This is a genomic window from Sphingomonas arvum (assembly GCF_026013565.1).
GTDB classification, from domain to species: domain Bacteria; phylum Pseudomonadota; class Alphaproteobacteria; order Sphingomonadales; family Sphingomonadaceae; genus Sphingomicrobium; species Sphingomicrobium arvum.
In genome coordinates this window covers 41598-66544 of sequence record NZ_JAPDOB010000001.1, presented here as the reverse complement: position 1 = coordinate 66544, position 24947 = coordinate 41598, and the positions used below count along the sequence as shown (strand labels likewise).

Genomic DNA, 24947 nt, shown 5'->3' with positions numbered 1-24947 from the left:
AGCGCTCCACTCGCGCCATGCGCAGCCCCTTTCTCTTCGCCCCCGCCCTGCTCCTCACCCTCGCCGCCGCCGGGCCGATCGACCCCGCCCGCATCAAGGCCGACGTCCGCACCTTGGCATCGGACGCGTTCGACGGCCGCGGACCCGGTGAGAAAGGCGAGCGGCCGACCATCGAGTTCATTGCGCGCCAGATGGCCGCGGCCGGCTTGCAACCGGGCGGAGAGAATGGCGGCTGGTTCCAGGACGTACCGCTGGTGCGGCTCGACACCCTGCCCGGCGGCCGCCTGACCGTCCGCACCCGTCGTGGCGGCACCGTCCTGCGTGGCCCCGACCTCGACATCAATCCGACCAACCCGGGCCGGACCACTCTCACCGACGCCGAGCTGGTGTTCGCCGGCTGGGGCGCTCCCGATCCGGCGCGCGGCTGGGACGCGTTCGCCGGCGTGGACGTCAAAGGCAAGGTGGTCGTCATGCTGGCCGGAGACCCAGACCTGGAGGCCGGCCGCGACCTCGGCTTCGGTGGGCGTGCGCTGGTGTTCGGCGGGCGCGGCGGCGCCAAGGCGTCAGCCGCGGCCAAGGCTGGCGCCGCCGGCGTGCTCTTCATTCATGAAGAGCAGGCCTACAGCTGGCCGTACAGCCAAGTTGGCGGCAGCATCCGGGTCCCGGCGTTCAGCTACGCGCCGCTCAAGACCAACCCGCTGCTGTTCAGCGGCATTGTCCGGCGCGAAGCGATGCTGCCGCTCATGGCGCAAATGGGCATGACCCTGCCCGAGCTGAAGCGGCGCGCTCGAAGCGCGGCCTTCCGTGCCGTTCCCCTGCCGGGCACCGTCAGCCTAGACGTGGTCAATCGGGCAACGCCGGTGGTTAGCCACAACGTCGTCGGCATCCTGCGCGGCTCGGCTCGACCGAGCGAGTTCGTCCTCTATGGCGCGCATTGGGACGCCAACGGGCACAACGGCCCCGACGCGAGCGGCGACGCAATCCGCAACGGCGCGATCGACAATGCGACTGGCACGGCCGAGCTGCTGGAAGTCGCTCGAGCGTTCGCCGCCGGTCCGCGCCCGCAGCGCTCGGTCGTGTTTGCCGCATGGACCTCAGAGGAGAAGGGTCTGCTCGGCGCCGAATGGTACGCCCAGCACCCGCTCCAACCGTTGGCGCGCACCGCCGTGGTGATCAACCTCGACCCGCACGTGGTGCTGCCCGCCGCCCGCAACCTGGAGCTGATCGGGCCGGGCCAATCCGACGTCGAAGGGCTGCTTATCCGAGCCGCTGCCGAGCAGGGCCTGCGCGTCGATCCCGAGCCTAGCCCGGAGGCCGGCTGGTACTTCCGCTCCGATCATTTTCCCTTCGCCCAGCGCGGCGTCCCCGCCCTCGCCTTCCGCGCCGGCCGCGATCTGAAGGTGGGCGGCCGAGCCGCGGGTCAGCGTATCGTGTCGGCTTATAACGCGCGCTGCTATCACCAGCCGTGCGACGAGTTCGACCTCAAATGGACCTACGCCGGCACCGCACAAGAGGCTCTGGCGGCGTTCAGAGTCGGGCAGCTGCTGGCGAACAGCGCCGCGTGGCCAGGCTGGCTACCAGGCAGTCCCTATGCCGCCGCCAGGACGGAGAGCGCAGCCGAGCGGCGCTAGGCCGCGGGATCAACTCGCCGGGCGGTGCGGATCACCACTGCCGGTTCCAGCATCTGGCCCTTCATCGATCCTTCGCCGTTGGTCGGCGACACCGGACTGGCGAGTATCGCTTTCACCACGTCCATGCCCTCCACGACGCGGCCAAACGCCGCGAAGCTGTCGCCGAAGGTAGTGATCGGCCCGGCCAGGATGAAGAAATCGGAGCGGGCGGTGCCTGGACCCAGGTTGGCCATCGCGATTGTCCCCGCCTCCATCTTCAGGCCCGTCCTCGAAGGCGGCTCGTGCTTGACGGGCGGATAGAGCAGTCGCGCGTCCTTGGTGATGCCGGCCTGGATCAACCCATTGTTGGCACCATAAGGCATCGCCCGGTAGAAAGTTACCCCGTCGAAGCGCTTCGAGTCGACGTAGCGCAGGAAATTGGCGGTGGTGGCCGGTGCGCGGCCACGGTCGAGCGCTAGTAGGATGCGGCCGTGATCGGTGTCGAGCGCGACCCGCACCAGGTCGTCCCTGGGTGCCTCTGCGGGTGCCGGTGGAGCGGCTTGAGCGGCCAGCGTGAGCGGAGCCAACAGGCTGACAAGCAAGGCGATTCGGCGGTTCATGAGTGCAGCCTAGCGCCTTCCAGCCAACGTCTCTATATGCCCGGCACGAATGCCGACCCTTGCCGCCACCACCCATCTGCCAGCCGACTGGCGGGACCTCTTCGCGCTCACCAAGCCGCGGGTGATGACTCTGGTTGTATTCACCGGCCTGGCCGGGCTGTTGGCAGCGCCGGTGCACGTGAACCCCGTACTGGGCTTCGCCGCCGTGCTGTGCATTGCGCTGGGTGCGGGTGGCGCGGCCGCGCTGAACATGTGGTACGAGGCCGACCTCGATGCGCAGATGCGGCGGACGGAGAATCGTCCCTTGCCCTCCGGCCGGCTCGATCGGCAGACCGCGCTGCACTTCGCCGTGGGCCTGTCCGCCGCTTCCGTCATCCTGATGGACTTGGCGGCCAACCACTTGGCGGCGCTGATCCTGGCCTTTTCCATCTTCTTCTACGCGGTGATCTACACGGTCTGGTTGAAGCGTCGGACCCCGCAGAACATCGTCATCGGCGGGGCTGCGGGCGCCTTTCCGCCGCTGATTGGCTGGGTCGCTGCGACCGGCCGGGTCGAGTTGCTGCCGGTGCTGCTGTTCCTGCTCATCTTCCTCTGGACGCCACCGCATTTCTGGGCCCTGAGCCTGTTCGTACGGTCGGATTACGCGAAGGCCGGCGTGCCGATGTTGCCGGTGGTGGCAGGGGTCGCCAACACCCGGCGGCAGGTGTTCCTGTACAGCCTGCCAATGGCGGCGGCGGCCGTGGCGCCGTGGCCGCTGGGCCTGACCGGCGCTCTTTACGGAATCACAGCGGTCCTGTTGTCCGCGGTGTTCCTGGTGCTGGCCGCAGCCGTGCTCGCCAACCGGGCAACCGAACCGGCGGCGATGAAGCCGGAAAAGCGTTTGTTCGCTTTCTCCATCCTCTACCTGTTCGCCCTGTTCGGTGCCGTCGCTGCCGACCGCTGGCTGCCGCTATGACCGACCCGCCCCCCGAGGACGAGCTGATCCGAGCGCGCCAGCGCAGCGGCGCCCGCGCCACGGCCATCCTGCTGATCCTGTTTGTGATCCTGGTGTTCGCTATTACGCTGGCCAAGCTGACGGTGAACCGGTGAGCACGGCCGTTCCGCTCGATCCTGATCGGCGCAACCGTCGGGTTGCGTTGCGGGCGACCTTGTTTGTCCTGTTCATGCTCGGCGTCGCGTTTGCGTCAGTCCCGCTCTACCGTGCCTTCTGCCAGGCGACTGGCTACGGTGGCACCCCGCAGCGCGCCGACAGCGCGCCGGGCGCCGTCGCGGGTGAGATCGGAGTGCGGTTCGATGCGAACATCAATCCCGCCCTGCCATGGCAGTTCAAGCCCGAGCAGACGGTGGTCAAGATCCATCCGGGCGAGCGGACCACGGTCAAGTACTTCGCGCACAACCTGACCGCGCGCACCACCACCGGCCGGGCGATCTTCAACGTCTCGCCCGAGCAGGCCGGGCAGTATTTCAGCAAGATTGAATGCTTCTGCTTCACCGAGCAGACGCTGCGGCCCGGGCAGCGCGCCGACATGCCGGTGGTGTTCTTTGTCGACCCCAAGATCCGCGAGGACGAGGCGACAAAGGACATTCATGAGATCACGCTGAGCTATACATTTTACCCGGTGGCAAATCCGGAAACTGCCAGCTAAGAACCGCGGCAAATCAACTGGGAAGCACACACCGCCCATGGCCGCGACCAAGAACCACGATTATCACATCCTTCCGCCGAGCCTGTGGCCGTTCGCCGGCAGCATGGCCGCCCTGTTCCTGACGGGCGGCGGCGTCATGTGGATGCACGAGAATCCGTACGGCAAGTTCGTATTCGCGTTCGGTTTGCTTGGCGTACTCGCGGTGATGTTCAGCTGGTGGCGCGACGTGGTGCACGAAAGCCGCGCGGGCGATCACACCCCGGTTGTGCAGCTGCACCTGCGCTACGGCATGATCCTGTTCATCGCCTCGGAGGTAATGTTCTTCGTGGCCTGGTTCTGGGCTTATTTCGCCAACGCCCTGTTCCCGAGTGCGGTGGAGTCGATCGGCGCGCAATGGCCGCCCAAGGGCATGGAAGTGCTGAACCCGTTCAGCTTCCCGCTCCTCAACACGCTAATCCTGCTCTGCTCCGGCACTACGGTGACCTGGGCCCACCACTCGCTGATCAACGGCGACCGCAAGGGTTTGAAGACCGGCCTGCTGCTGACCATTGCCCTGGGCCTGATCTTCTCTTTCATTCAGGCGTACGAATATGCGCATGCACCCTTCTCCTTCTCGTCTGCGCACGGGACGGAGGAGAGCCCGGCCAACGTCTATACGTCGGCCTTCTTCATGGCGACGGGCTTCCACGGCGCGCACGTCATCATCGGCACCATCTTTCTGATCGTTTGCTACGTCCGTGCAACCAAGGGCGACTTCACGCCGCAGAAGCATTTCGGCTTCGAAGCCGCCGCCTGGTATTGGCACTTCGTGGACGTGGTGTGGCTGTTCCTGTTCGTCTCCATTTACGTCTGGGGCGGCTGGGGCGCGCCGGTCCACGGGTGAGCGAAAACGGCGAGCGGCAGGACGCGGATGCGCTGACCACGGCGCTGAAGGGGACCTGCCCACGCTGTGGAAAGGGCCGGCTGTTCGCCGGCCCTGTTCGTTTTGCCGACCGGTGCAGCGCGTGCGGTCTCGATTTCACCCAGTTCAACGTCGGCGACGGACCCGCTGCCTTCCTGATCCTGATAGTCGGCGCGGTGCTCACGGTGCTCGCGCTGGTGACCGACGCCGCGGCCGAGCCGCCGTGGTGGGTGCACCTCGTCTGGTTGCCGGTAGGCGTCTTCCTGACGCTCGGCGGATTGCGGCTGGCGAAGGCCTGGCTGCTCGGCGCCGAGTATCGCAACCGCGCGCATGAAGGGCGCCTCATCCCATGATGCGACGCCTGCCGCTCATCCCCACCCTGCTGGTGCTGGCCGCCGCTGCCGTCATGGTCGGCCTTGGTGTCTGGCAGCTCCGCCGGGCTCACGAGAAAGAGGCCCTGCTCGCCCGCTACGCGGCGGCAGAGGGGATGCCGCCGACCGTGTGGCCGACTCTTCCAGTCGCCGACAAGGACCTGCCGCTGTTCCGCCGTGCGACCGGGCTGTGCCTGCAGCCGGTTGCTAGCAAGGCTGTGGGGGGCCGCAGTCGCAAAGGCGAGACTGGCTACAGCCACCTGGTTGACTGCCGGACGGGCGGCATGGAAGGGCCGGGCATGCGGGTCGACATCGGCTGGTCGCGTGACCCTCGCGCCGGCGGCGGCTGGAAGGGCGGATCGGTTAGCGGGATGATCGGGCCCGACGGCGAGCAGCGCATGCGGCTGATCTCCGACCAGGGCTTTGCCGGGCTGGAGCCGAGCGCCGCGCCCGACATCGCCGACGTTCCCAACAACCATCGTGCCTACGCCTTTCAGTGGTTCGCCTTCGCGCTGACCGCGCTTGTGATCTATGTCCTCGCGGTACGGGCTAAGCTGCGGGAGCGGGCCAAGTGACAGCGGCGCTGCAACGCCTGCCGAACGGCATGGCGGTAATCGCCGACCCGATGCCGGGCGCGCAATCAGCCGCGGTCGGCCTTTATGCCGCGGTCGGCTCGCGCCAGGAGCCTACCGGCAAAGGCGGCCTCGCCCACATGGTCGAGCATATGGTGTTCAAGGGCGCCGGCAATCGGGGCGCGCGGGCCATCGCCGAGGCGATTGAAGACGTGGGCGGATCGCTGAACGCCTGGACCGCGCGCGACCAGACCGCCTTCCATGCACGGGTGCTGCCGAACGACGTGGCGCTGGCGGTGGGGCTGATTGCCGACCTCGTGCGGGCCCCGCTGTTCGACCCCGACGAGCTGGAGCGCGAAAAGGGCGTGATCTTGTCGGAATTGGGCGAGATCCTCGACAATCCGGAGGACCTGTCTGGCGACCTGCTGTTCGAAGCAGCTTTCGACGGCCAGCCGTTAGGTGCGCCGGTGATCGGCCGCGAAGAGACTATCCGTGCCTTCGATACGGGCGACCTCCACGGCTGGCTCAAGGGCCAGTTCACTCCAGACCGCCTGTTGCTGGTCGGGACTGGAGCGGTCGACGGCGATACGCTCCTACGGCTCGCGGAGCAGCGGTTTGGTGACCTGCCCGCCGCGCCGCTTGCCGCGTCCGTAGCCGCTACGTTCACGGGCAGCAGCCGCCGTCAGCCCCGGCGCACCGCCCAGGCGCACTGGCACGTGGGCTGGCAGGCGCCGAGCGGTGCCGATCCCGCCATGCCTGCGGCTTCCGTGTTCGCACAGGCGGTCGGCGGCGGCATGTCGTCGCGCCTTTTCCAGCAGCTGCGCGAGGAACGCGGGTTGGCCTATTCGATCTACGCCTGGACGCAGGGCTTTGCCGACACCGGGATCATGGCGGTGAGCGCCGCCACCGATCGACCGGACGCGCCCGCGGCGCTCGCCCTTGCGCGCCAGGTGGTGGCAAGCGCCGCCGAAACGCTGGACGAGGACGAAGTCGCGCGCGCCAAGGCGCAGATCGAAGCATCGCTCCGGATGAGCCTGGAGCGGGTGCAGGGGCGTGCCGATCACCACGCCCGCTCGTTTGAGCTATTCGGGCGACTGGTCGGCCTGGAGGAATCACTGGACGAGTTGCACGCGGTCGATTCGGCGGCGGCGCGGACCGCCGGTCGGCGCATGCTGGACGGGCCGGTCGCACTGGCGGCGGTGGGCGGCGGGCGCCTCGCCCTGGCGGCATGAGCGATCTTCTGACTCTTATCGCCGAGCCTTGGGCGGACTGGGGCCTGATCGACAGCGGTCAGGGCCGCAAGCTGGAGCGCTATGGTGATGTGCGGGTGATCCGGCCGGAGCCGCAGGCGATGTGGGCGCCCGCGGACGAGGATTGGCAGGCGCACGCGGAATTCCTGCCGGGAAGTGACGAGGAAGGCGGCGGGCGGTGGGTTCATGGTCTAACTGTGCCACGCAGCTGGCCCCTAACCCGCGGGAAGGTCCGCTTCCAAGCGAGCCTGACACCCTTCCGCCACCTCGGCTTCTTCCCCGACATGGCGCCTCAGTGGGACTGGATGCGGGAACTGGCGGACGGGGCCGACGTCCTCAATCTATTCGGTTATACCGGGGTCGGCACGTTGTCGCTGGCCGAGGCCGGCGCGCGGATGGTCCACGTCGATGCGTCCAAGAAAAGCGTCGAAGGCGGCCGGGCGAATGCCGAGCTGTCCGGCCTGGCCGACAAGCCGATCCGCTGGATCGTCGACGACGCCACCAAGTTCACCGCCCGCGAAGTACGGCGCGGCCGCCGCTACGACGGCATCCTGCTTGACCCGCCCAAGTTCGGTCGCGGCCCGACCGGTGAGGTATGGCGGCTTGAGGAGCACCTTGCGCCCCTGCTTGCCGACTGCCGCCGGCTGCTCGACACCGACAGCCGCTTCCTGGTGCTGACCGTCTACGCGGTGCGGATGAGCGCGCTCAGCATCGGCGAGCTGCTGCGGCAGACGCTCAGCGATCTCGGCGGACGGGTCGAATGCGGCGAGATGGCGGTGCGCGAGGAGCGCCGCGGCCTGCTGCTGCCGACGGCCATCTTCGCCCGCTGGAGCCGTGACTAGGTCCTGAGCGCTCGCAGCGCCGCTCCGGCTGCGAAGGGCGCGCCGGCCAGCAGGAATAGCGCCGTCGCCGCCTCCAACTTGAGCGCGCCGCCTTCGCCGCCTGCCGCCGAGGCGCCGAAGATCAGCAGCGGCACGGCCAGTGGCAGGAGGAGCAGCCCGCCCAGTGCTGACGCGCCGCGTAGCCCGGCGGTAAGGCTGGCGACCGCCACCGCCAGGGCTGCGAGCGCCGGAGTGCCGATCGTCAGCGTCAGCAGCGTTCGCCCGAGCAACGGACCGTCGAGGCCAAGCAGCGCTGCTCCTGGCAGGGCGGCCAGCAACAGCAACGGCCCAAACGTCAGCCAGTGGCCGACGATCTTGGCCAGCGCGACCACCTCTTCGGGGATGCGGCGGACCGCGAGCTGGTCGAGCACGCCATCGGCCCGGTCCGGCTCGACCAGCCGCTCGATCGGCATCAAGGCGGCGGTCAGCGCCGCGATCCACAGCGCGCCGCCGCCAATCCGGGCCAGCAGCCGGGCGTCGGGTCCAACCGCAAACGGGACCACCGTGGCGACCAGTAGGAAGAAGGCGACCGGCAGCCAGGCGGACGCCCCGAGCGCGCGCCGGACCTCCCTGGCAACCAGCAGACCAATCACGCGGCCAGCTCCAGCGTCCGCCACGCCCCACCGGGAACCTCCAGGTGAGACGCAACCAGCACGCCGCCGCCGGCCGCGCGATGAGCGGAGATCATGGCTGCAACCGCGGCCACGCTGGCTTCGTCGAGGCCATTCAATGGCTCGTCGAGCAGCCACAACGGCGACCCGGACGCCAGCACCCGCGCTAGCCGGGCCCGCCGCGCCTGCCCGGTCGAGAGCAGCCGCACCGGTACCTCGGCCAGCGCCGCCAGCCCAAGCGCCCCAAGCGCCGCCGGCACGTGCCGCGACCCGTCCAGGGCCGCCCATAGCCCGAGTGCGCGGCGCAGCGGCAGCTCGCGGTCTAACGCCAGCGCCTCATCCGCCAGGGCACAGGCCGAGCAACTGACCGTGCCGCCCAGTGGCTGCAGAAGCCCGGCAGCGATTCGCAGCAGACTGGATTTGCCCATCCCGTTCGGACCCCGCACCCACAGCCCTTCGCCCGGCGCCACCCGCAGGCTCAGCCCTTCGAACAGCAGTCGTCCGCCGCGCCAGCAGGCCACGTCCACCATGGTTAGGAGGTCGCTCAACGCACCTCGTCTTCGAGCGCGTGCATGTCGTCGTCGGAGAAGCCGAGATGATGGCCAAGCTCGTGGATCAGCACATGGGCGACCAGATGCTCCAGCTCCTCGCCGTCGGCCATCCAATCATCAAGGATAGCGCGACGGAACAGCGTCACCTTGTCGGGCAGGGACCCGCTGTCCGTGACGCTCTTCTCCGTCAACGGGCGCCCGGAATAGAGTCCGGTGAGCTCAAAAGGGTCCTCCAGCCCGAGCTCGGCCAGCGTCTCCTCGTCTGCGAACTCCTCCACCGCGAGAACGACATGGCGGACGTGCTCGGCGAATGGCTCCGGCACCCCCTCAAGCGCGCGGCGGGCGAGCGCCTCCAACTCGTCGGCGGATGGGGGTGGACCGAAGCGGCGCATGGGAGGATGTCTATCGGTTCGCTCCGGTTAGGCCAAGCATTGCCCTGCCCGTCCGGCCCGACTAGAGGAGCGGCCTTCCAGCGCATGCGGAGCGGTGGCCGAGTGGTCGAAGGCGCTCGCCTGGAAAGTGAGTATACGGCAAAACCGTATCGAGGGTTCGAATCCCTCCCGCTCCGCCAGCGCTTCGGCCATCAGCTCTCCTGAGAGTTCACCTGTGCTCTGTCTCTTCTGATGTAAGCCGGCAAGCGGCGCGACTACGGATTGGTTGGTTACCGATGTGCAGCTTGCCGAAGCTCGCGCGACGGCACGAGAGTACCGGAGGCTAACGCGCTCCGACATCCATCCGTTTGCAACCAAGCGCATCTGGCCGAACGCCGGGCAGGTCGGCAAGGGGTGCAAACCGGACCCTTGCTGCTTAGTGTGAAGACGTCTGCTTGCCCTTCCTTGGCAGCCAGGAACGGAACGGCCGATGTCGGCTAAGACCTACCTTCCTCAACCTTTGACGAAGCGATGAACGCCTGTCGTACCGAGTTCTGCGTCTCTGCCTTGCACTGTCGCTTCTCTCGCGACTACATGCGCCCCGGGCGGGCGTGTTGGAGTTATTGAGTGACGGAGCAGCCCCCTTCGATTGCCGGAACTGGGATCGTCGGACTCGACGAAGTGCTTGCTGGCGGACTGACTCGTGGGCGGGTGTTCCTGCTGGAGGGCAGTCCAGGCACGGGCAAGACGACCGTGGCCCTTCAATTCTTGCTGGAGGGCGCACGGGCGAACGAAGCGACGCTCTACATTACTTTGTCCGAGACGGAGGAGGAGCTTCGCGACAGCGCCCGCTCGCATGGCTGGTCCCTCGACGGGGTCGACATCTTCGAGCTGGTGCCCCCTGAAAGCCTGCTGGACGAGCAGCAGCAGCAGAGTCTGCTCTATTCATCGGACCTGGAGCTCGGCGAGACAACCAGGCGGATCTTCGAGGCGTTCGAGCGGGCCAAGCCCAAGCGAGTGGTGCTGGACAGCCTTTCGGAGATCCGCCTGCTTGCCCAAAGCTCGCTGCGGTACCGTCGCCAGATTCTTGCCCTGAAGCACTATTTCGCGCGGCAGAATACGACCGTACTCATGTTGGACGACCTCACCACGGAACTGAACGACAAGACGGTGCATAGCGTCGCCCACGGCGTGATCGCGCTGGAAGAGCTCGCCCGCGTTTATGGGTCGGAGCGGCGGCGGCTGAGGGTGGTGAAGTATCGTGGTCGACGCTTCCGCGGCGGCTTCCATGACATGACCATCGAGACCGGCGGCGTTTGCGTCTACCCGCGCCTGGTGTCCTCCGAGCACCGGACGCGGTTCAATCGTGAGGCCGTGCCGAGCGACAATCCGGAGATAAACCAGCTTCTGGGCGGCGGCGTCGAGCGCGGCTCCAGCGTGCTCGTGCTCGGACCCGCCGGGACGGGCAAGTCGCTGCTCACGCTCACCTTCGTCGAGTCCGCCATTCGCCGCGGCGAGAAGGCGGCGATGTTCGTGTTCGACGAGGAACTCGGGCTGCTGATCGATCGCGCGCGCGGCCTCAACATCGATGTCGAGGCAATGATGTCGAGTGGCGACCTGACGCTGCAGCAGGTCGATGCCGCGGAGTTGTCGCCTGGCGAGTTCTCGGAACGGGTGCGCCACTGCGTCGAGATCAAGGGCGTGCAGACGGTCGTGATCGACAGCCTGAACGGCTTTCAGGCGGCTATGCCTGAGGAGAATGCGCTCATCCTGCACATGCATGAGCTGCTGCAGTTCCTGAACCGGCAGGGCACGACCACCTATCTCACCGTTGCGCAGCATGGGCTGGTGGGGGACATGAAGGCGCCGGTCGACGTGACCTATTTGGCCGATACGGTGATTCTGCTGCGCTACTTCGAAGCGCGCGGCCGGGTCCGCCGGGCGATGTCGGTGATCAAGAAACGGACGAGTGCGCACGAGGACACCATCCGCGAATATGTGATTGGCCGTGAAGGCATTACGCTCGGCGAGCCGCTGGTCGACTTCCAGGGCGTTCTTCGCGGCGTTCCGACACTTGTAGCCGATAGCGAAGGGGCAGCGGAGGCCCGTCCGGAGCGCTGATGCCAAACGCCAATGCCAAGGCGCTAGTGCTTGCGCCGGGGGGACGCGATGCGGCCGTTGCGGCAGGTATCCTGGCCGAGACCGGGATTACGGCCGAGGTATGCCGAGACCTCAGCCAACTCGTTGCCCTGCTCAATGACGATACCGGCTTCGCACTGGTCACCGAGGAGGCCTTGCGTGGTGCCGATCTGAGACCGCTCGACGCGTGGCTCGATCGACAGCCCGAGTGGTCCGACTTCCCATTCATCCTCCTGACCGTTCGCGGCGGTGGTCTCGAGCGCAACCCAGCGGCGACCCGCTACATCGAGACGCTTGGCAACGTCACCTTCCTCGAGCGGCCGTTCCACCCGACTACCCTGGTCAGCCTTGCCCGCGCTGCTCTTCGCGGGCGCGGCCGGCAATATGAGGCCAGGGCACGCCTGGCGGATCTTCGGGAGAATGAGGCCCGTTATCGGCAGATCGTCGAGGGCGCAGAAGATTTCGCCATCATGCGGGTCGATGCAGCCGGCCTGGTCGAAAGCTGGAATACGGGTGCCGAACGGATCACCGGCTGGTCGGCGGAGGAAGTCATTGGCCGCAGCGGCGATATGATCTTCACCCCCGAAGACCGTGCCGTCGGCATCCCCGACCACGAACTGAACCGCGCTTACGAGGACGGCCGCTCGATCAACGAGCGCTGGCACTTGAAGAAGGATGGGTCGCGCTTCTGGGGATCGGGACTGACCATGCGGCTCGATCAGGAGGGCGGCGGCTACCTCAAGATCTTCCGGGATCGCACTACCGAGCATCAGGGTGAAGCTGCCCTGCGCGAAAGCGAAGAGCATTATCGCTTCGCCGCGGAGCTCAACCCGCAGGTGCCGTGGACCGCGACACCGGACGGGCAATTGGACCGGGTCGCGGAGCGCTGGCGGGATTGGACGGGAACCACGGGACTTGGCGACAGCTGGGCCCAGGGACTTCATCCCGAGGACGCAGGCTTCACCGCCGAGGCCTGGGCACATTCCATCGCAACTGGTGATCCGTACGACGTCAAGCATCGCATAAAGATGCGGGATGGGACTTTCCGCTGGGCGCATACGCGCGCTTTCCCGCGCTTCGACGATGAGGGGCGGGTGGTGAAGTGGTACGGGTCGACCGAGAACATCCACGAACAACGCCTGGCCGAGGACCGCCTGCGTGAATTGAACGATACGCTCGAAGCGCGGGTGGCCGAGCGCACGGCCGAGCTGGCGCACGCGCAGGACGCGCTCCGCCAGTCGCAGAAGATGGAGGCGATGGGCACGCTGACGGGCGGCGTCGCCCACGACTTCAACAATCTCCTGACGCCAATCGTCGGCAGCCTCGACCTGCTGCAACGGCGCAACATCGGCTCCGAACGCGAGCAGCGCCTGATCGAGGGCGCGCTGCAGTCAGCCGAGCGTGCCAAGACCCTCGTGCAACGCCTGCTTGCCTTTGCCAGGAAGCAGCCGCTGCAGGCCCGGGCCGTGGACCTTGCGACGCTGATCAGAGACATGGGCGATCTGGTGTCCCGCACTTCCGGTCCCCGGGTGGAGGTGGCCCTCGATCTCGCACCGGACTTGCCGGCTGTTCTGGCCGATCCCAACCAGCTCGAGATGGCGATCCTGAACCTTGCGGTGAATGCCAGGGACGCGATGCCGGACAGCGGAACGTTGACCCTAAGTGCCACGCCAGTCGAGATCGGCGAGGATCATGAGGAGCTACTTCCGGGGCGCTACGTGCATCTGGTGGTCGCCGATACCGGCGTCGGGATGGACGAACACACGCTGGCGCGGGCGGTCGAGCCGTTCTTCTCCACCAAGGGTATCGGGCGCGGCACGGGGCTGGGGCTTTCCATGGTGCACGGCCTTGCCGCCCAGCTGGGCGGAGCCTTGGTCATCAGCAGCAAGCCCAGCCGGGGCACCCGGGTTGAGGTGTGGCTGCCGACGGCTGCTCATGCGCAGCAACCCGAGACGGTCGAAAAGGTACCTTCGGGTGAGTTGAGGCGCGGAGTCATCCTACTGGTGGATGATGAATCGCTGGTGCGCGAGAGCACGGCCGATATGCTGCTCGAACTGGGCTTTGCTGTGGTCGAGGCTCCATCCGCGCTGGGCGGGCTGCAGCTGGTGAAGGATGGCTTGGCGCCTGATCTCCTCATTACCGATCACCTCATGCCCGGCATGACGGGAGTGGAGCTGGCACGCGCAATCCGAAACATTCGCCCCCGAACTCCCGTGCTGGTCATCTCCGGCTATGCCGAGCTGGACGGAATAGCGGTCGAGCTGCCCAGGCTGACCAAACCCTTCCGCCAGGCTGAACTCGCAAGCAAGATCGCCGAAGTGCAGGACGCGGCCTGATTGTGGCCTGCCCTCGGCTCTAAACCGCCTGCTCGCGGCTAGGCCGGCGCATGTCCGCTTTCCACTCGACGCGGACGTTAGCGGCGTAACGCATGAGCGCACCAGGGGAGGACCCAACGGAAGCCGGCACCGAACAGCCGCTGGTGGAGGTCGGAGGTGAGCCCCAGGTCGGACGAGGTGGCCTTGCCGTCGTCGTTGTTGTCCTCGGTTGCGGTTGCGGTGCCGCCGGTCTGCACGCCGGCGCTTCCATCGATCGTGACGTCGCCTGAAACGAGGATAAGCGATTCCTTTTCGATAGCCATAACGGCCTCTCCCCTGTCGGAAGCGCAGCGGATCTGCCGACGAACCCCCTGCCGAAGAACGGACGCCCCCAGCAGCACTCACTCCGCGAGCTGAGTCGGTAAATCGAGATTGGATGAGGGCCGACCGGGGCGGCCAACGGCTCGATGGACTATACCATCGTGAGTAGCAGGCCCGGCCAGCCGCCTGTGAGGTGCTGGCTTGCGCGAGGCGGCGCGCGTGCGCCTTTAGACTTTCCTCAGCCTTGCCGTGGCATGGGTCGGCGAACGATGGTGAGGACTTCAGGTGCTGCAGCAAGCGATCAGGGCGGCGTTGCCTGACCGACCCGGGCGGAAGGACGCCGCCCATCCGGCGCGGCTCGCCGGTGCGATTGCGTTCAGCTGCGCGCTGGCTTTCCTGATTCCCTATGACGTGCTGTTCGACAGGCTGACGGCCGGCTCGGCGCTGGCCCGGGCCGTGGCGATGCTGTTGTTATGGTGCACCGGCCTGGCGCTGGTGCGGGCCAATGGGCTGCAGCTGGGGCTGACCGGGCTGCGTCGCCCGGTGCTGACCATCGGCGCGTGGGCGGTCGGCGTGGCGATCTGGTGCATCGTGCTGGATGCGGTGGTGTTCCGGTCGATCATGGCCGCGCCCTACGAGCAGTTCGAGCAGCTGCCGCTGTCGGTGCGCCTGCTTTATGTCTGCTCGCGCGCGGTCAACGAGAACGTCATCTACCGCCTGTTCCTGGGGTCTCTGCTGGGCTGGCTGCTGCGCCGGGTCGTTCGGCGGCCGCGCTGGGACCTGCTGCTGCTCATGACCGGAATGGCGGCGGCGCAGGCGATCAACGTCGCCGCCAACATGGCCTATGTCGATTGGAGCGCGCTGACCTGCCTGTGGCTGCTGCTGCGGTTCGTCTGTCCGGGGGTCGCCTGGGCCTGGCTGTACGTTCGGCACGGGTTCGCGGCCAACGAGGCGGCGGCGGTCGGCGTCCACCTGGTGTTGCAGCCGTTGGTGACGATCGCCTTCTAGCGCAGGTCGACCGGCCGGAGGTGCGGCGACCCGGCGCCGGCCGCCTCGGCCTGCTTGATCGCCTCTCGCACCCGGCGGTTGACGGGAACGTCCCGGCCGAAGCGGGCGGCGAGGTCCACCACCGCGCCCTGCAGTTCGTCGATCTCGGTCGGTCGGCGGCGCTCCAGGTCTTCCCACATGGACGAGCGGGCGCGCCGGTCGATGCGCACGGCGGAGCGCGCCATCATGCGGAACAGGGGAGTCGGGAGGCGCAGGACCCAGGGCAGCAGGCGGACGGGCAAGGGCCCCATGCTCCACGGCTTAGTGCCGGCGATGGCGAGGACCGACAGTGCCTCGCGCTGCTGCGCGGCGAGCAGCTTGCGCCAGGGTCGCTGTTGCAACTGCTCATGAAGGGTCAGGCCAGATAGGGCGTTCAGGGCATTGTTGAGGTTGATCAGCAGCTTGCCCCACAGCACCGCCGCCATGTCGGCCGAGGTCTCCACGGCGAGGTGCGGGACCGAGAGGGCGCGGGTGAGGTCTGGCCGCCCCGCCTCGATCACGGGCGCGCCGGAGGTCCCGCGGTGGAAGCGGCCCTCGCCCGCATGGACCACGTTGAACGGGATCATGCCGGCCAGCACCGGACGGTGCGGCAGTTCGGCCCGCAGCGCCGCGGCGTTGCCGATGCCGTTCTGCAGGCTGACCACGGCGGCTTCGGATGGCGCGTGGGCGGCGATCAGCCGGGCCATCTCCCGTGTGGCGCCGCTCTTCACCGTGACCAGCACGAGGTCGGCGGTGGCGAGCGCCTGCGGGTCAGTCGCGAGGGTCAGGGCACCGGCGCCGACGTGGAGGTCAAGGCCGTCGAGGCTGGTGAGGTGCAGGCCATGGTCGCGGATCCCGGCGGCGATCCGTTCGCGGCAGAGCAGCGTCACGTGCCGGCCAGCCGCGGCCAGCAGCCCGCCGACATAGCAGCCGATGCTGCCCGCGCCCGCAACGACGATCCGTGGCTCGCTCATGTCCGCCAGCATGGGCCTCTCTCCGGGCCGTTGACAAGCCGGGGCGAAGCCGTGACACAGGCCGCGATGGTTCGCACCGGCCACCTCCTCCCGACGAACGGCGCCTGGCGCTGGTGGCGGCCCATGACCTCGGCGGCGCGATGGCGCTGGCGGTGAGCTGATCGCACCAGAGCTCCCTGTCAGAGTTAGCTTCATCGGCCCGCCCACCCGGCGGGCTTTTTCTTGTCCGAGGTCACCCGATGTCCACTGCCGCCGCGCTCCAGCCCCACCTGCCGGAGGACCATGGTCCGGTTCCCAATCCGCTGCCCAAGCTGCTGGCGGGGGAGGACCTGACCGCGGACGAGAGCCAGCACCTGTTCGAGCGGCTGGTGCTCGGGCGGCTGGAGCCGGCCGAGATCGCGGGCATGCTGATCGCGCTGCGGATGAAGGGCGAGACGCCCGAGGAGATGATTGGCGCTGCGCACGGCCTGTCCGAGGCCGCCCTGCCCTTTCCGCGGCCGGACTACCGCTTTGCTGACTGCTGCGGAACCGGCGGGGATGGCGCTGGGTCCCTCAACATCTCCACGGCGGCGGCGTTCGCGGCGGCCGCGTGCGGACTGCCGGTGGCCAAGCACGGCAACCGCTCGGTTAGCAGCCGGTGCGGATCGGCGGATGTGCTGGAGGCGCTCGGCGCCCGGCTGGAGCTGGCGCCGGACGCCGCCCGGACCGTGCTGGACGCGACCGGTTTCTGCTTCCTGTTCGCGCCGGCCTACCACCCGGGGATGAAGCATGCCGCAACTGTTCGGCGGCAATTGTCGGTGCGCACGGTGATGAACTTGCTGGGCCCCTGCGTGAACCCGGCCCGGCCGCCTGTGCAGCTGCTCGGCGTGGCCGACCCTAAGATGCTGCGGCGGATCGTGCTGGTGCTGGGCGCGATGGGGGTCGAGGACGCGCTGGTGGTGCATGGCAGCGGGCTGGACGAGGTCGCGCTGCACGGCGAAACCCGGGCCATTCGGCTGCACCGGGGTGCGTTGACCGACCTGGAGCTCAGCCCCGAGCAGGCCGGACTGGAGCGGGCGCCGCTCAGCAGCGTCGTGGGCGGCGACCCGGCCGAGAATGGGGCGAGGCTGCGCGCGTTGCTCGCCGGGAACGGCGGGGCGGCAGAGACCGACATGGTGGCGCTGAACGCGGGCGCGTTGCTGATGACGGCCGACGTCGCCGATGGCTTGAAGGACGGGACCGCCATGGCGCAGGCGGCCCTGCGCTCGGGCGCAGCCGGACGGGTGCTTGACGCTTATGTGGAGGCGAGTCGTGGCTGACGTGTTGGGCGAGATTGTCCGTCACAAGCGCGCCGAGGTAGCGGAGCGCCTGCGCGGCTTCGACTGCAGCGCGGCTGAGCGGAGTCGGCGATCGCTGAAGGCGGCCCTGGCGCAACCCGGTGCGCGCTTCATCACCGAGGTGAAACGCGCATCGCCGTCCGGGCACCGGTCGCCCCATTCGGTCGAGACCGCGGCACGGGCCTATGCGCCGGTGACCGATGCGATCAGCGTGCTGACGGACGAGCGTTTCTTCGGCGGGTCGTTCGAGGCACTGCGGACGGTGCGCGGGCTGTTCGATGGACCGATCCTCGCCAAGGATTTCGTGGTCGATCCGAGGCAAGTGGTCGAGGCGCGGCTGCACGGAGCGGACGCGGTGCTGTGCATGCTGTCCGTGCTGGGCGACGCCGAGGCCCGCGCGGTGATAGCCGAAGCCGAGCGGCTGGGCATGGATGTGCTGGTCGAGGTTCATGACGATGCGGAGCTGGAGCGGGCGCTGGGCCTGGGCGCGGCGATCGTCGGGATCAACAATCGCGACCTCAAGACGCTGAAAACGGACCTCGCCGTCACCGAGCGGCTGGCGGCGCGGGTGCCGCAAGATGTGATCCTGGTGAGCGAATCCGGCGTGGCGACGCGGGCGGATGTGGAGCGGCTTGGGCGCCATGCCGACGCCTTCCTGGTCGGATCGTCGCTGATGGCGGCCGACGATGTCGGCGAGGCGGTGCGGGCGCTGCTGTTCGGGCGGGTCAAGGTCTGCGGGCTGACCCAGGAGGAGGACGTGCTGGCGGCGGCGAGCGCGGGGGGGACCTATGCGGGACTGATCACCGTACCGGGGACGCCACGGGCATTGGGCAGGGACCGGGCCCGGGAGCTTGCCCTGCTTGCCCGGGAGGCCGGATTGAAGCCGGTCGGAGTTGTCCGCGACCTTGGCTGGGCAGAGATGGCCAACCTGGCGCACGAACTTGGGCTCGCCGCGCTCCAGCTGCATGGGGTGGAGAGCGCGGAGACGATCATTAAACTCGAGGCGGCAACCGACACGGAGGTGTGGACCGCCAGCGAGCCCGGGTATGATCGGGGCGGAAGGCGGCCGGTGTTCGACCATCGCGCTGGCGGCACCGGGCGGACGCTGGACTGGGCGGCTCTGGCGGCCGAACCGCGGCTGCACGAGGCGTTCCTTGCCGGCGGTATCGGGCCGGACAATGCGCGGGCGGCGCAGCGGACCGGCGTGTACGGCATCGATGCCAGCTCGCGCCTGGAGTCGGCGCCGGGGCACAAGGACCCGGCAAAGGTAACGGCGCTGTTCGACGCGCTGCGGATCAAGGATCGGAAAACGGCATGAAGCATGACGGACGGTTCGGACGCTACGGCGGCTGCTTTGTGCCCGAGATCCTGGTGCCGGCACTGGAGCAGCTGGAGGCGGCGTTCCTGGAGGCGGAGGCTGACCCGGCGTTCGCCGCCGAGTTGGAGGAGCTGCTGACCACCTATGCCGGGCGGCCCACGCCGCTGACCCGCTGCCGCAACCTGGCCGCGGGCACGCCGGCGCGCATCTACCTGAAGCGCGAGGACCTGCTGCACGGCGGCGCCCACAAGACCAACCAGGTGCTGGCGCAGGGCCTCCTGGCCAAGCGGATGGGCAAGCGGCGGCTGATCGCGGAGACCGGCGCGGGGCAGCATGGCGTGGCGACGGCACTGGCCGGGGCGCTGTTCGGGTTGGAGACCCAAATCTACATGGGCGCGGACGATGTCGCCCGCCAGCAGCTCAACGTCTTCCGAATGGAGCTGATGGGCGCCAAGGTCATTCCCGTGACCGCCGGCGGCCGGACGCTCAAGGACTCGGTCAACGAGGCGCTGCGCGACTGGACTGCGAGTTTCGCCGATACGCATTATCTGCTCGGCACCGCGGCGGGGCCGCATCCGTTCCCGACCATGGTCCGGCAATTCCAGCGGGTGATCGGCAAGGAAGCGCGGGCGCAGGTGCTGGCGGTCGAAGGCCGCTTGCCGGACGCCGTGGTCGCGTGCGTCGGTGGCGGGTCAAACGCGATCGGCATGTTCAGCGACTTCGTCCCCGACGAGGGCGTGCGGCTGATCGGGGTCGAGGCCGCCGGCAAGGGGCTGAACGGGCACGAGCATGGCGCGACCATCCTGCGCGGCAGCCATGGCATCCTGCATGGAACCGAGACGCTGGTCCTGCAGGACTCGGACGGACAGGTCAGCGACAGCTGGTCGATCTCGGCCGGGTTGGACTATCCCGCCGTCGGCCCCGAACACGCCTGGCTAAAGGAGAGCGGCCGGGCCGAGTATGTCGGGGTCGAGGACGACGACGCGCTGGCGGCGTTCCAGGCCCTAGCGCGGTCGGAAGGGATCATCCCGGCATTCGAAAGCGCGCATGCCCTGGCCCATGCGATGAAGCTTGCCCAGGAGGCGACAGAGGAAAGCGTGATCGTGGTCAACCTGTCGGGCCGCGGCGATAAGGACATGGCGCAGGCGGTGAAGCTGCTGCAGCCGGAGGCCGCATGAGCCGGTACGCTCAGATGTTCCAACGGCTGCACCAGCGGGCCGAAGGCGCGTTCGGTGGCTTCCTGATGCTCGGCGACCCGGACGTGGCGACCAGCGTGACCCTGCTCGACGCCGTGGTCGAGGGCGGCGCGGACATGGTCGAGGTCGGCATCCCCTTTTCCGATCCAGTCGCGGACGGGCCGGTGATCCAGGCGGCGGCTGACCGGGCGCTCCGGGCGGGAGTGCGGGTAGACGATTGCTTCGGGCTCATCCGTCAGTTCCGGGCCAAGCATCCGGCGGTGCCGGTCGGCATCCTGACCTACGCCAACCTGCTGGCCGCGCGCGGCCGTGACAAGTTCATGGCCGATGCCGCGGGCGCTGGTGCGGACTCGATCCTGGTTGCCGACGTGCCGAGCATTGAGGCGGCGCCATATGCCGCGGCGGCGCAGGCGGCCGGGCTGGAGCTGGTGATGATCGCCGCGCCGAACACGCCGGAGCCGGTAATCCGCCGCATTGCCGAACTGTCCGGCGGCTACACCTATTGCGTGGCGCGGGCCGGCGTGACTGGGACCAGCGCGGCGCTGGCGCTGGACCACGACCGGCTGTTCGCCATGCTGGCGGAGGCGGGCGCGCCGCCGCCGGTGCTGGGGTTCGGCATCTCCTACCCGGACCAGGTCGCCGAGGCGCTGGCCAGCGGCACAGCGGGAGTAATCGCCGGGTCCGCGCTGGTGAAACTGGGCGCGGATGCGCGGGCGCTCGTCCAGCTTGTCAGCGCCATGAAGCGCGCTACTGCCCTGCCAAACGGAGAAAGGGAGAGGTAATGGCCGTTTCGCTTAAAGGCAGGACCGCGATCGTCACCGGAGCCGGCGGCGGGCTGGGCCGGACCCATGCGCTGCTGCTGGCACGCGCGGGGGCGCGGGTGATCGTGAACGACATTCCGCAGAGCCTCGCCAACGCGCAGGCGGTGGTGGGGGAGATCCAAGCGGCTGGTGGGCAGGCCGAGGCGTTCGGCGCGTCGGTCACTGACGAGGCGGCGGTGGCCGAGATGGTTGCAAAGGCCGGCACGGTAGACATCCTGGTCAACAATGCCGGGATCCTGCGCGACAAAAGCTTTTCCAAGATGGACCTGGCCGACTTTCGCCTGGTGATGGACGTCCACCTGATGGGCAGCGTCATCTGCACCAAGGCGGTGTGGGACGGCATGCGGGAGCGTAACTACGGCCGCATCGTCATGACCACGTCGTCGAGCGGCCTGTACGGCAATTTCGGCCAGTCCAATTATGGCGCGGCCAAGATGGCGCTGGTCGGCTTCATGCAGACGCTGAGCCTCGAGGGCGCCAAGAACAATGTGAAGGTGAACTGCCTGGCGCCGACCGCGCGCACGGCGATGACCGAGAACCTGCTGCCCCCGCAGGCGCTGGCGCTGCTGGGACCGGAGTTCGTCAGCCCGGCGCTGCTGGCGCTGGTGGCGGAGAATGCGCCCACGCGGACGATCCTCGCGGCTGGCGCCCAAGGGGTTGAGGCGGCGCAGATCACGCTCACCAAGGGCATCTCGATCAAGGGCCTGGACGACCTCGACGCCGCGCAGGCGATCCTTGACCGGCTGGGCAAGATTGGCGACCTCGCCACCGCGACCGTGCCCGGCTCCGGGCTGGAGCAGGGCCAGGTCGAGCTCGGCAAGGCGCTCGGCGCCTGATGGGCGAGCCCTGGCATCCGGCCAGCTGGCGCGACGCCCAAGCGGCGCAGCAGCCAGTCTATGCCGATGCCGGGGCGCTGGCCGCGGTCGAGTCGGAGCTGCGGACCGCCGCGCCGCTGGTCCGGGCTGAGGAGGTGGACCTGCTGGCGGCTCGCCTGGCGGAGGCGGCAGCCGGACGGGCGCTGCTGCTGCAGGGCGGCGACTGCGCGGAGACGTTCGACCGGCCGGACGTGGCCGGACTGGCGGCGCTGTTCGAGCGGCTTGCCGGGACGCTGGAGGGCGCGGCACGCGTGCCAGTGGTGCGGGTGGCCCGGATCGCGGGCCAGTTCGCCAAGCCGCGCACGGTGGAAGGCCAGGTGTGGCGAGGCGAGATCGTCAACGGGCGGGAGGCGCTGGAGCCCGATCCGGCGCGGATGCTGCGGGCCGAGCGCCATGCGCGGACGACGCTGGCCGAGCTGCCGGCGGGACTATTCGCCAGTCACGAGGCGTTGCTGCTACCCTATGAAGAATCGCTGGTGCGCCGGACCGCGGACGGGCGGTGGCTGGGGCCTGCGCACCTGTTGTGGGTGGGCGAGCGGACGCGGCAGCCGGATGGCGCGCATGTGCGGTTCCTGTCGGGGCTGGCCAATCCCGTCGCGGCGAAGCTTGGGCCGGCGGCGTCGGTGGATGACGTGCTGCGGCTGGCCGAGCGGCTCGATCCGGCGCACGAGCCGGGCCGGCTGACCTTCATCGTGCGGCACGGGGCCGAGGCGATCGGGCGCAGCCTGCCGCCATTGCTGCGGGCCGCGCGCCGAACCGGGCTGGCGGCGCTGTGGGTCAGCGATCCGATGCACGGCAACACGGTGCGTGGGGGTGCGCGCAAGATGCGGCGATTGGCGGACATGATCGCGGAAACGGAGGCGTTCGTCGCCACCGCGCGGGCGGAGGGCGTGTGGCCGGGCGGGCTGCACCTGGAGATGACTCCGGAGCCGGTCGCCGAATGCGTTGGAGGCGCGGAGGGCACGGGCTGGAGCAGTGCCTGCGATCCACGGCTCAACCCGGAGCAGGCAGCGGAGCTGGTCGGCGCCTTTGCCGCGGCGCTCAGCCGGAGGAAGGCCGCCTGAAGCTGGTCGCTCGCCCGTCGGGGCCGCTGGCCGGCCGCTTTGCCGTGCCCGGCGACAAGTCGCTGTCGCACCGAGCGCTGATCCTTGGCGCGCTGGCAGAGGGCGAGACGGTGATCGCCGGCCTGCTGGAAAGCGAGGACGTGCTGGCCACGGCCGCGGCCCTGCGCGCCTTCGGGGTCCGGGTGGAGCGGTTTGGGCCGGGGCGCTGGCGGGTGATCGGCGGAGCCTGGCGCTCGCCGGAAGGGCCGATCGACTGCGGCAACAGCGGCACGGGCGCACGGCTGCTGATGGGAGCGGCGGCTGGACGAGGCGTGGGCGCGAGCTTCGCCGGAGATGCGTCGCTGAGCCGGCGGCCGATGGGCCGGGTTCGACGGCCCCTGGAGACGATGGGGGCAGTATTCGAGGGTGGGGACACGCTGCCGCTCAGGCTGGTGAGCGGGGTGACCCGCGGCATCGCGCACCTGAACGTGCCCGCCTCGGCGCAGGTCAAATCGGCCGTGTTGCTGGCGGGCCTGGGCACGGGCGAGCCGGTCGAGGTGGCGGAGCCGGTGCCGAGCCGCGACCATACGGAAATCATGCTGGCAGCCATGGGCGTGAACGTGGAGCGGGACGGCGCGACGGTCCGGCTGGGCGAACGGCGGTCGTTGTCGCCGGCGCTGCTCCCGATCGCGGGCGACCCGTCCTCCGCCGCCTTTGCGCTCGCGGCTGCCGCGATCGTCCCGGGCTCGGAGGCGACGGCGCCCGACGTGCTCCTGAATCCGAACCGGAGCGGCTTTGTCATGGCCTTGCAGCGAATGGGGGCGGACGTGGCGCTGGCCAATGTGCGCGGCCAAGGCGGCGAGACGATCGGCGACGTGCGGGTGCGACACGGGCCGATCTTCGGAGCGGAGTTCACTGCGGAGGAAATCCCGTCGATGATCGACGAGATCCCGATTCTGGCAGTGGTCGCAGCATTTGCGCGTGGCGAGACGCGGATCGAGGGGCTCGACGAGCTGCGCCACAAGGAAAGCGACCGGCTGTCGTTGATGGCGCATGGGTTGGCAGCGTGCGGAGTCGATGTGCGGGTCGATGACGACGCGCTCGTCATCCAGGGTGGACAGGTGCGCGGCGGAGCAGAGGTGTCGACGGAGGGCGATCACCGCATCGCCATGGCGCACCTGGTGCTGGGGCTCGCCGCCGAACAGCCGGTCATGGTGGACGAGGCGGGGATGATCGCCACCAGCTTCCCGACCTTCCGGGAAGCGATGCGCGGGATCGGCGCTGACGTGAGCGAGGTGCGATGAGCTGGAACAGCTTCGGCCGGCTGCTGCGGCTGACCACCTGGGGCGAGAGCCACGGACCGGCGATTGGTTGCGTGCTCGACGGCTGCCCGCCGGCCTTGGAGCTCAGCGAGGAGCATATCCAGCGCTTCCTTGATCAACGCCGCCCGGGCACCGGCCGCAACGTCTCGCCGCGGCAGGAGCCGGACCGGGTGCGGATCATGTCCGGAACTTACGAGGGGCGGACAACGGGAACGCCGATCGGGCTGCTGATCGAGAATGTCGACGCGCGCTCCAAGGACTATGCCGGGCTGCCGCCGCGGGTCGGCCATGCCGATGCGGCCTATGAGGCGAAGTACGGCCTCCGCGACCCGCGCGGCGGCGGCCGGGCGAGCGCGCGGGAGACGGCCATGCGGGTGGCCGCCGGCGCTATCGCGCGGCTGATCATCCAAGAGGTGAGTGTTGCCGCGCGAGTGATGGAAATCGGCGGGGAGCCGAACCCGGAGCGCTGGGACAGGCTGCTCGATGAGGCGCGGGCCAACAGCGACAGCCTGGGGGCGGTGATCGAATGCGTGGCGACCGGCGTACCGGCCGGCTGGGGCGCGCCAATTTATGCCAAGCTGGACGCGGACCTGGCGGCGGCGTGCATGGGCATTAACGCGGTGAAGGGCATCGAGATCGGCGAGGGCTTCGCCGCCGGACGGGCGAGCGGGCGGGCGAGCCGCGATGCGATGCTGGCCAGCGGCATCGACGGCGGCATCTCGACCGGGCAGCCGATCCGGGTTGGAGTCGCGTTCAAGCCAACATCGAGCATCGGCATCGGTGGAAGGCATGATCCGTGCGTCGGCATCCGCGGAGCGCCCGTCGTGGAAGCCATGGTGGCGCTGGTACTGGCCGACCACAAGTTGCTGCACCGAGGCCAGTGCGGCTGAACTACGT

General features: G+C 68.8%; 26 protein-coding genes and 1 tRNA gene. 21 read left to right on the top strand and 6 right to left on the bottom strand.

What is annotated here, in order from left to right; translation table 11 throughout:
* The first annotated feature begins 17 nt into the window (after nt 1-17).
* Nucleotides 18-1631, top strand: coding sequence for a M28 family peptidase (locus OMW55_RS00295; protein ID WP_264880009.1), 1614 nt, complete (start codon nt 18-20; stop codon nt 1629-1631).
* On the opposite strand, the gene OMW55_RS00290 is transcribed toward OMW55_RS00295, so the two are convergent.
* Nucleotides 1628-2230 carry a peptidylprolyl isomerase gene (locus OMW55_RS00290; protein ID WP_264880008.1) on the bottom strand — a complete coding sequence of 201 codons (603 nt, stop codon included), beginning with the start codon at nt 2228-2230 and terminating at the stop codon, nt 1628-1630. The two genes, OMW55_RS00295 and OMW55_RS00290, sit on opposite strands and share 4 nt — an antisense overlap.
* A gap of 49 nt (nt 2231-2279) precedes the next feature.
* Here OMW55_RS00290 and OMW55_RS00285 point away from each other — a divergent pair, with 49 nt between their 5' ends.
* From OMW55_RS00285 to OMW55_RS00250, 8 genes are read left to right on the top strand one after another with little or no spacing between them, the layout of a single operon-like run.
* A complete protein-coding gene (locus OMW55_RS00285; protein ID WP_264880007.1) occupies nt 2280-3185 on the top strand; it encodes a heme o synthase in 906 nt (301 codons plus the stop codon).
* Entirely contained in the window at nt 3182-3319 is a 138-nt protein-coding gene (locus tag OMW55_RS00280) for a hypothetical protein (protein WP_264880006.1), read from the top strand. The genes OMW55_RS00285 and OMW55_RS00280 overlap by 4 nt, the downstream gene beginning before the upstream one ends.
* Nucleotides 3316-3876 (top strand): cytochrome c oxidase assembly protein, encoded by a 561-nt coding sequence (locus OMW55_RS00275; protein WP_264880005.1) that lies wholly within the window; start codon nt 3316-3318, stop codon nt 3874-3876. The genes OMW55_RS00280 and OMW55_RS00275 overlap by 4 nt, the downstream gene beginning before the upstream one ends.
* A gap of 37 nt (nt 3877-3913) precedes the next feature.
* On the top strand, nt 3914-4759 hold the full coding sequence (locus OMW55_RS00270) for a cytochrome c oxidase subunit 3 (protein ID WP_264880004.1): 846 nt from the start codon (nt 3914-3916) through the stop codon (nt 4757-4759).
* Nucleotides 4756-5130: a DUF983 domain-containing protein gene (locus OMW55_RS00265; RefSeq protein ID WP_264880003.1), complete on the top strand. Its 375-nt coding sequence runs from the start codon at nt 4756-4758 to the stop codon at nt 5128-5130. The genes OMW55_RS00270 and OMW55_RS00265 overlap by 4 nt, the downstream gene beginning before the upstream one ends.
* Nucleotides 5127-5723: an SURF1 family protein gene (locus tag OMW55_RS00260; RefSeq protein WP_319950644.1), complete on the top strand. Its 597-nt coding sequence runs from the start codon at nt 5127-5129 to the stop codon at nt 5721-5723. The genes OMW55_RS00265 and OMW55_RS00260 overlap by 4 nt, the downstream gene beginning before the upstream one ends.
* A complete protein-coding gene (locus tag OMW55_RS00255) occupies nt 5720-6952 on the top strand; it encodes a M16 family metallopeptidase (protein WP_264880002.1) in 1233 nt (410 codons plus the stop codon). Before OMW55_RS00260 ends, OMW55_RS00255 begins: the two co-directional genes overlap by 4 nt.
* Complete coding sequence (locus tag OMW55_RS00250; RefSeq protein WP_264880001.1) at nt 6949-7812, top strand: class I SAM-dependent methyltransferase; 864 nt, start codon at nt 6949-6951, stop codon at nt 7810-7812. Before OMW55_RS00255 ends, OMW55_RS00250 begins: the two co-directional genes overlap by 4 nt.
* On the opposite strand, the gene OMW55_RS00245 is transcribed toward OMW55_RS00250, so the two are convergent.
* From OMW55_RS00245 to OMW55_RS00235, 3 genes are read right to left on the bottom strand one after another with little or no spacing between them, the layout of a single operon-like run.
* Nucleotides 7809-8444, bottom strand: coding sequence for a heme exporter protein CcmB (locus tag OMW55_RS00245; protein ID WP_264880000.1), 636 nt, complete (start codon nt 8442-8444; stop codon nt 7809-7811). The two genes, OMW55_RS00250 and OMW55_RS00245, sit on opposite strands and share 4 nt — an antisense overlap.
* Complete coding sequence (ccmA, locus tag OMW55_RS00240; RefSeq protein WP_264879999.1) at nt 8441-9010, bottom strand: heme ABC exporter ATP-binding protein CcmA; 570 nt, start codon at nt 9008-9010, stop codon at nt 8441-8443. Before ccmA ends, OMW55_RS00245 begins: the two co-directional genes overlap by 4 nt.
* A complete protein-coding gene (locus tag OMW55_RS00235; RefSeq protein ID WP_264879998.1) occupies nt 9007-9405 on the bottom strand; it encodes a metallopeptidase family protein in 399 nt (132 codons plus the stop codon). The genes ccmA and OMW55_RS00235 overlap by 4 nt, the downstream gene beginning before the upstream one ends.
* An 88-nt stretch (nt 9406-9493) precedes the next feature.
* Here OMW55_RS00235 and OMW55_RS00230 point away from each other — a divergent pair.
* From OMW55_RS00230 to OMW55_RS00220, 3 genes are all read left to right on the top strand, one after another.
* A tRNA-Ser gene (locus OMW55_RS00230) sits at nt 9494-9584 on the top strand.
* A 427-nt stretch (nt 9585-10011) separates the two neighbouring features.
* A complete protein-coding gene (locus OMW55_RS00225; protein WP_264879997.1) occupies nt 10012-11505 on the top strand; it encodes an ATPase domain-containing protein in 1494 nt (497 codons plus the stop codon).
* Nucleotides 11505-13859, top strand: a complete 2355-nt coding sequence (locus tag OMW55_RS00220; protein WP_264879996.1) for a hybrid sensor histidine kinase/response regulator — start codon at nt 11505-11507, stop codon at nt 13857-13859. The genes OMW55_RS00225 and OMW55_RS00220 overlap by 1 nt, the downstream gene beginning before the upstream one ends.
* Before the next feature lie 77 nt (nt 13860-13936).
* Here the strand turns inward: OMW55_RS00220 and OMW55_RS00215 are convergent, their stop codons facing one another.
* A complete protein-coding gene (locus tag OMW55_RS00215; protein WP_264879995.1) occupies nt 13937-14161 on the bottom strand; it encodes a hypothetical protein in 225 nt (74 codons plus the stop codon).
* Between the two features lie 283 nt (nt 14162-14444).
* On the opposite strand from OMW55_RS00215, the gene OMW55_RS00210 reads away from it, so the two are divergent.
* Nucleotides 14445-15167 carry a hypothetical protein gene (locus OMW55_RS00210; RefSeq protein ID WP_264879994.1) on the top strand — a complete coding sequence of 241 codons (723 nt, stop codon included), beginning with the start codon at nt 14445-14447 and terminating at the stop codon, nt 15165-15167.
* Here the strand turns inward: OMW55_RS00210 and OMW55_RS00205 are convergent.
* Nucleotides 15164-16159, bottom strand: coding sequence for a 2-dehydropantoate 2-reductase (locus OMW55_RS00205; RefSeq protein ID WP_264879993.1), 996 nt, complete (start codon nt 16157-16159; stop codon nt 15164-15166). The two genes, OMW55_RS00210 and OMW55_RS00205, sit on opposite strands and share 4 nt — an antisense overlap.
* 239 nt (nt 16160-16398) lie before the next feature.
* Between OMW55_RS00205 and trpD the strand changes: the two genes are divergently transcribed.
* The 8 genes from trpD to OMW55_RS00165 are packed head-to-tail and all read left to right on the top strand — an operon-like array spanning nt 16399 to nt 24940.
* On the top strand, nt 16399-17457 hold the full coding sequence (trpD, locus tag OMW55_RS00200; protein WP_264879992.1) for an anthranilate phosphoribosyltransferase: 1059 nt from the start codon (nt 16399-16401) through the stop codon (nt 17455-17457).
* Complete coding sequence (gene trpCF / locus OMW55_RS00195) at nt 17450-18793, top strand: bifunctional indole-3-glycerol-phosphate synthase TrpC/phosphoribosylanthranilate isomerase TrpF (RefSeq protein WP_264879991.1); 1344 nt, start codon at nt 17450-17452, stop codon at nt 18791-18793. Before trpD ends, trpCF begins: the two co-directional genes overlap by 8 nt.
* Nucleotides 18790-19971: a tryptophan synthase subunit beta gene (gene trpB / locus OMW55_RS00190; protein ID WP_264879990.1), complete on the top strand. Its 1182-nt coding sequence runs from the start codon at nt 18790-18792 to the stop codon at nt 19969-19971. Before trpCF ends, trpB begins: the two co-directional genes overlap by 4 nt.
* The gene (trpA, locus tag OMW55_RS00185) at nt 19968-20771 is read left to right on the top strand and encodes a tryptophan synthase subunit alpha (protein ID WP_264879989.1); all 804 of its coding nucleotides are present in this window, start codon (nt 19968-19970) and stop codon (nt 20769-20771) included. Before trpB ends, trpA begins: the two co-directional genes overlap by 4 nt.
* Complete coding sequence (locus OMW55_RS00180; RefSeq protein ID WP_264879988.1) at nt 20771-21646, top strand: SDR family NAD(P)-dependent oxidoreductase; 876 nt, start codon at nt 20771-20773, stop codon at nt 21644-21646. Before trpA ends, OMW55_RS00180 begins: the two co-directional genes overlap by 1 nt.
* Nucleotides 21646-22749: a 3-deoxy-7-phosphoheptulonate synthase gene (locus OMW55_RS00175; protein ID WP_264879987.1), complete on the top strand. Its 1104-nt coding sequence runs from the start codon at nt 21646-21648 to the stop codon at nt 22747-22749. The genes OMW55_RS00180 and OMW55_RS00175 overlap by 1 nt, the downstream gene beginning before the upstream one ends.
* On the top strand, nt 22653-24032 hold the full coding sequence (gene aroA, locus OMW55_RS00170) for a 3-phosphoshikimate 1-carboxyvinyltransferase (protein ID WP_407822110.1): 1380 nt from the start codon (nt 22653-22655) through the stop codon (nt 24030-24032). Before OMW55_RS00175 ends, aroA begins: the two co-directional genes overlap by 97 nt.
* Entirely contained in the window at nt 24029-24940 is a 912-nt protein-coding gene (locus OMW55_RS00165; RefSeq protein WP_264879986.1) for a chorismate synthase, read from the top strand. Before aroA ends, OMW55_RS00165 begins: the two co-directional genes overlap by 4 nt.
* Nucleotides 24941-24947: the final 7 nt, after the last annotated feature.

Coding starts and splice junctions, on each gene's coding strand:
- OMW55_RS00285 (WP_264880007.1), top strand. CDS start 2,280: ATGCCGACCCTTGCCGCCACCACCCATCTGCCAGCCGACTGGCGGGAC.
- OMW55_RS00235 (WP_264879998.1), bottom strand. CDS start 9,405: ATGCGCCGCTTCGGTCCACCCCCATCCGCCGACGAGTTGGAGGCGCTC.
- OMW55_RS00215 (WP_264879995.1), bottom strand. CDS start 14,161: ATGGCTATCGAAAAGGAATCGCTTATCCTCGTTTCAGGCGACGTCACG.
- OMW55_RS00280 (WP_264880006.1), top strand. CDS start 3,182: ATGACCGACCCGCCCCCCGAGGACGAGCTGATCCGAGCGCGCCAGCGC.
- trpA (WP_264879989.1), top strand. CDS start 19,968: ATGAGCCGGTACGCTCAGATGTTCCAACGGCTGCACCAGCGGGCCGAA.
- OMW55_RS00290 (WP_264880008.1), bottom strand. CDS start 2,230: ATGAACCGCCGAATCGCCTTGCTTGTCAGCCTGTTGGCTCCGCTCACG.
- trpB (WP_264879990.1), top strand. CDS start 18,790: ATGAAGCATGACGGACGGTTCGGACGCTACGGCGGCTGCTTTGTGCCC.
- OMW55_RS00165 (WP_264879986.1), top strand. CDS start 24,029: ATGAGCTGGAACAGCTTCGGCCGGCTGCTGCGGCTGACCACCTGGGGC.
- OMW55_RS00270 (WP_264880004.1), top strand. CDS start 3,914: ATGGCCGCGACCAAGAACCACGATTATCACATCCTTCCGCCGAGCCTG.
- OMW55_RS00220 (WP_264879996.1), top strand. CDS start 11,505: ATGCCAAACGCCAATGCCAAGGCGCTAGTGCTTGCGCCGGGGGGACGC.
- trpD (WP_264879992.1), top strand. CDS start 16,399: ATGTCCACTGCCGCCGCGCTCCAGCCCCACCTGCCGGAGGACCATGGT.
- OMW55_RS00175 (WP_264879987.1), top strand. CDS start 21,646: ATGGGCGAGCCCTGGCATCCGGCCAGCTGGCGCGACGCCCAAGCGGCG.
- OMW55_RS00250 (WP_264880001.1), top strand. CDS start 6,949: ATGAGCGATCTTCTGACTCTTATCGCCGAGCCTTGGGCGGACTGGGGC.
- OMW55_RS00295 (WP_264880009.1), top strand. CDS start 18: ATGCGCAGCCCCTTTCTCTTCGCCCCCGCCCTGCTCCTCACCCTCGCC.
- OMW55_RS00260 (WP_319950644.1), top strand. CDS start 5,127: ATGATGCGACGCCTGCCGCTCATCCCCACCCTGCTGGTGCTGGCCGCC.
- OMW55_RS00180 (WP_264879988.1), top strand. CDS start 20,771: ATGGCCGTTTCGCTTAAAGGCAGGACCGCGATCGTCACCGGAGCCGGC.
- OMW55_RS00205 (WP_264879993.1), bottom strand. CDS start 16,159: ATGAGCGAGCCACGGATCGTCGTTGCGGGCGCGGGCAGCATCGGCTGC.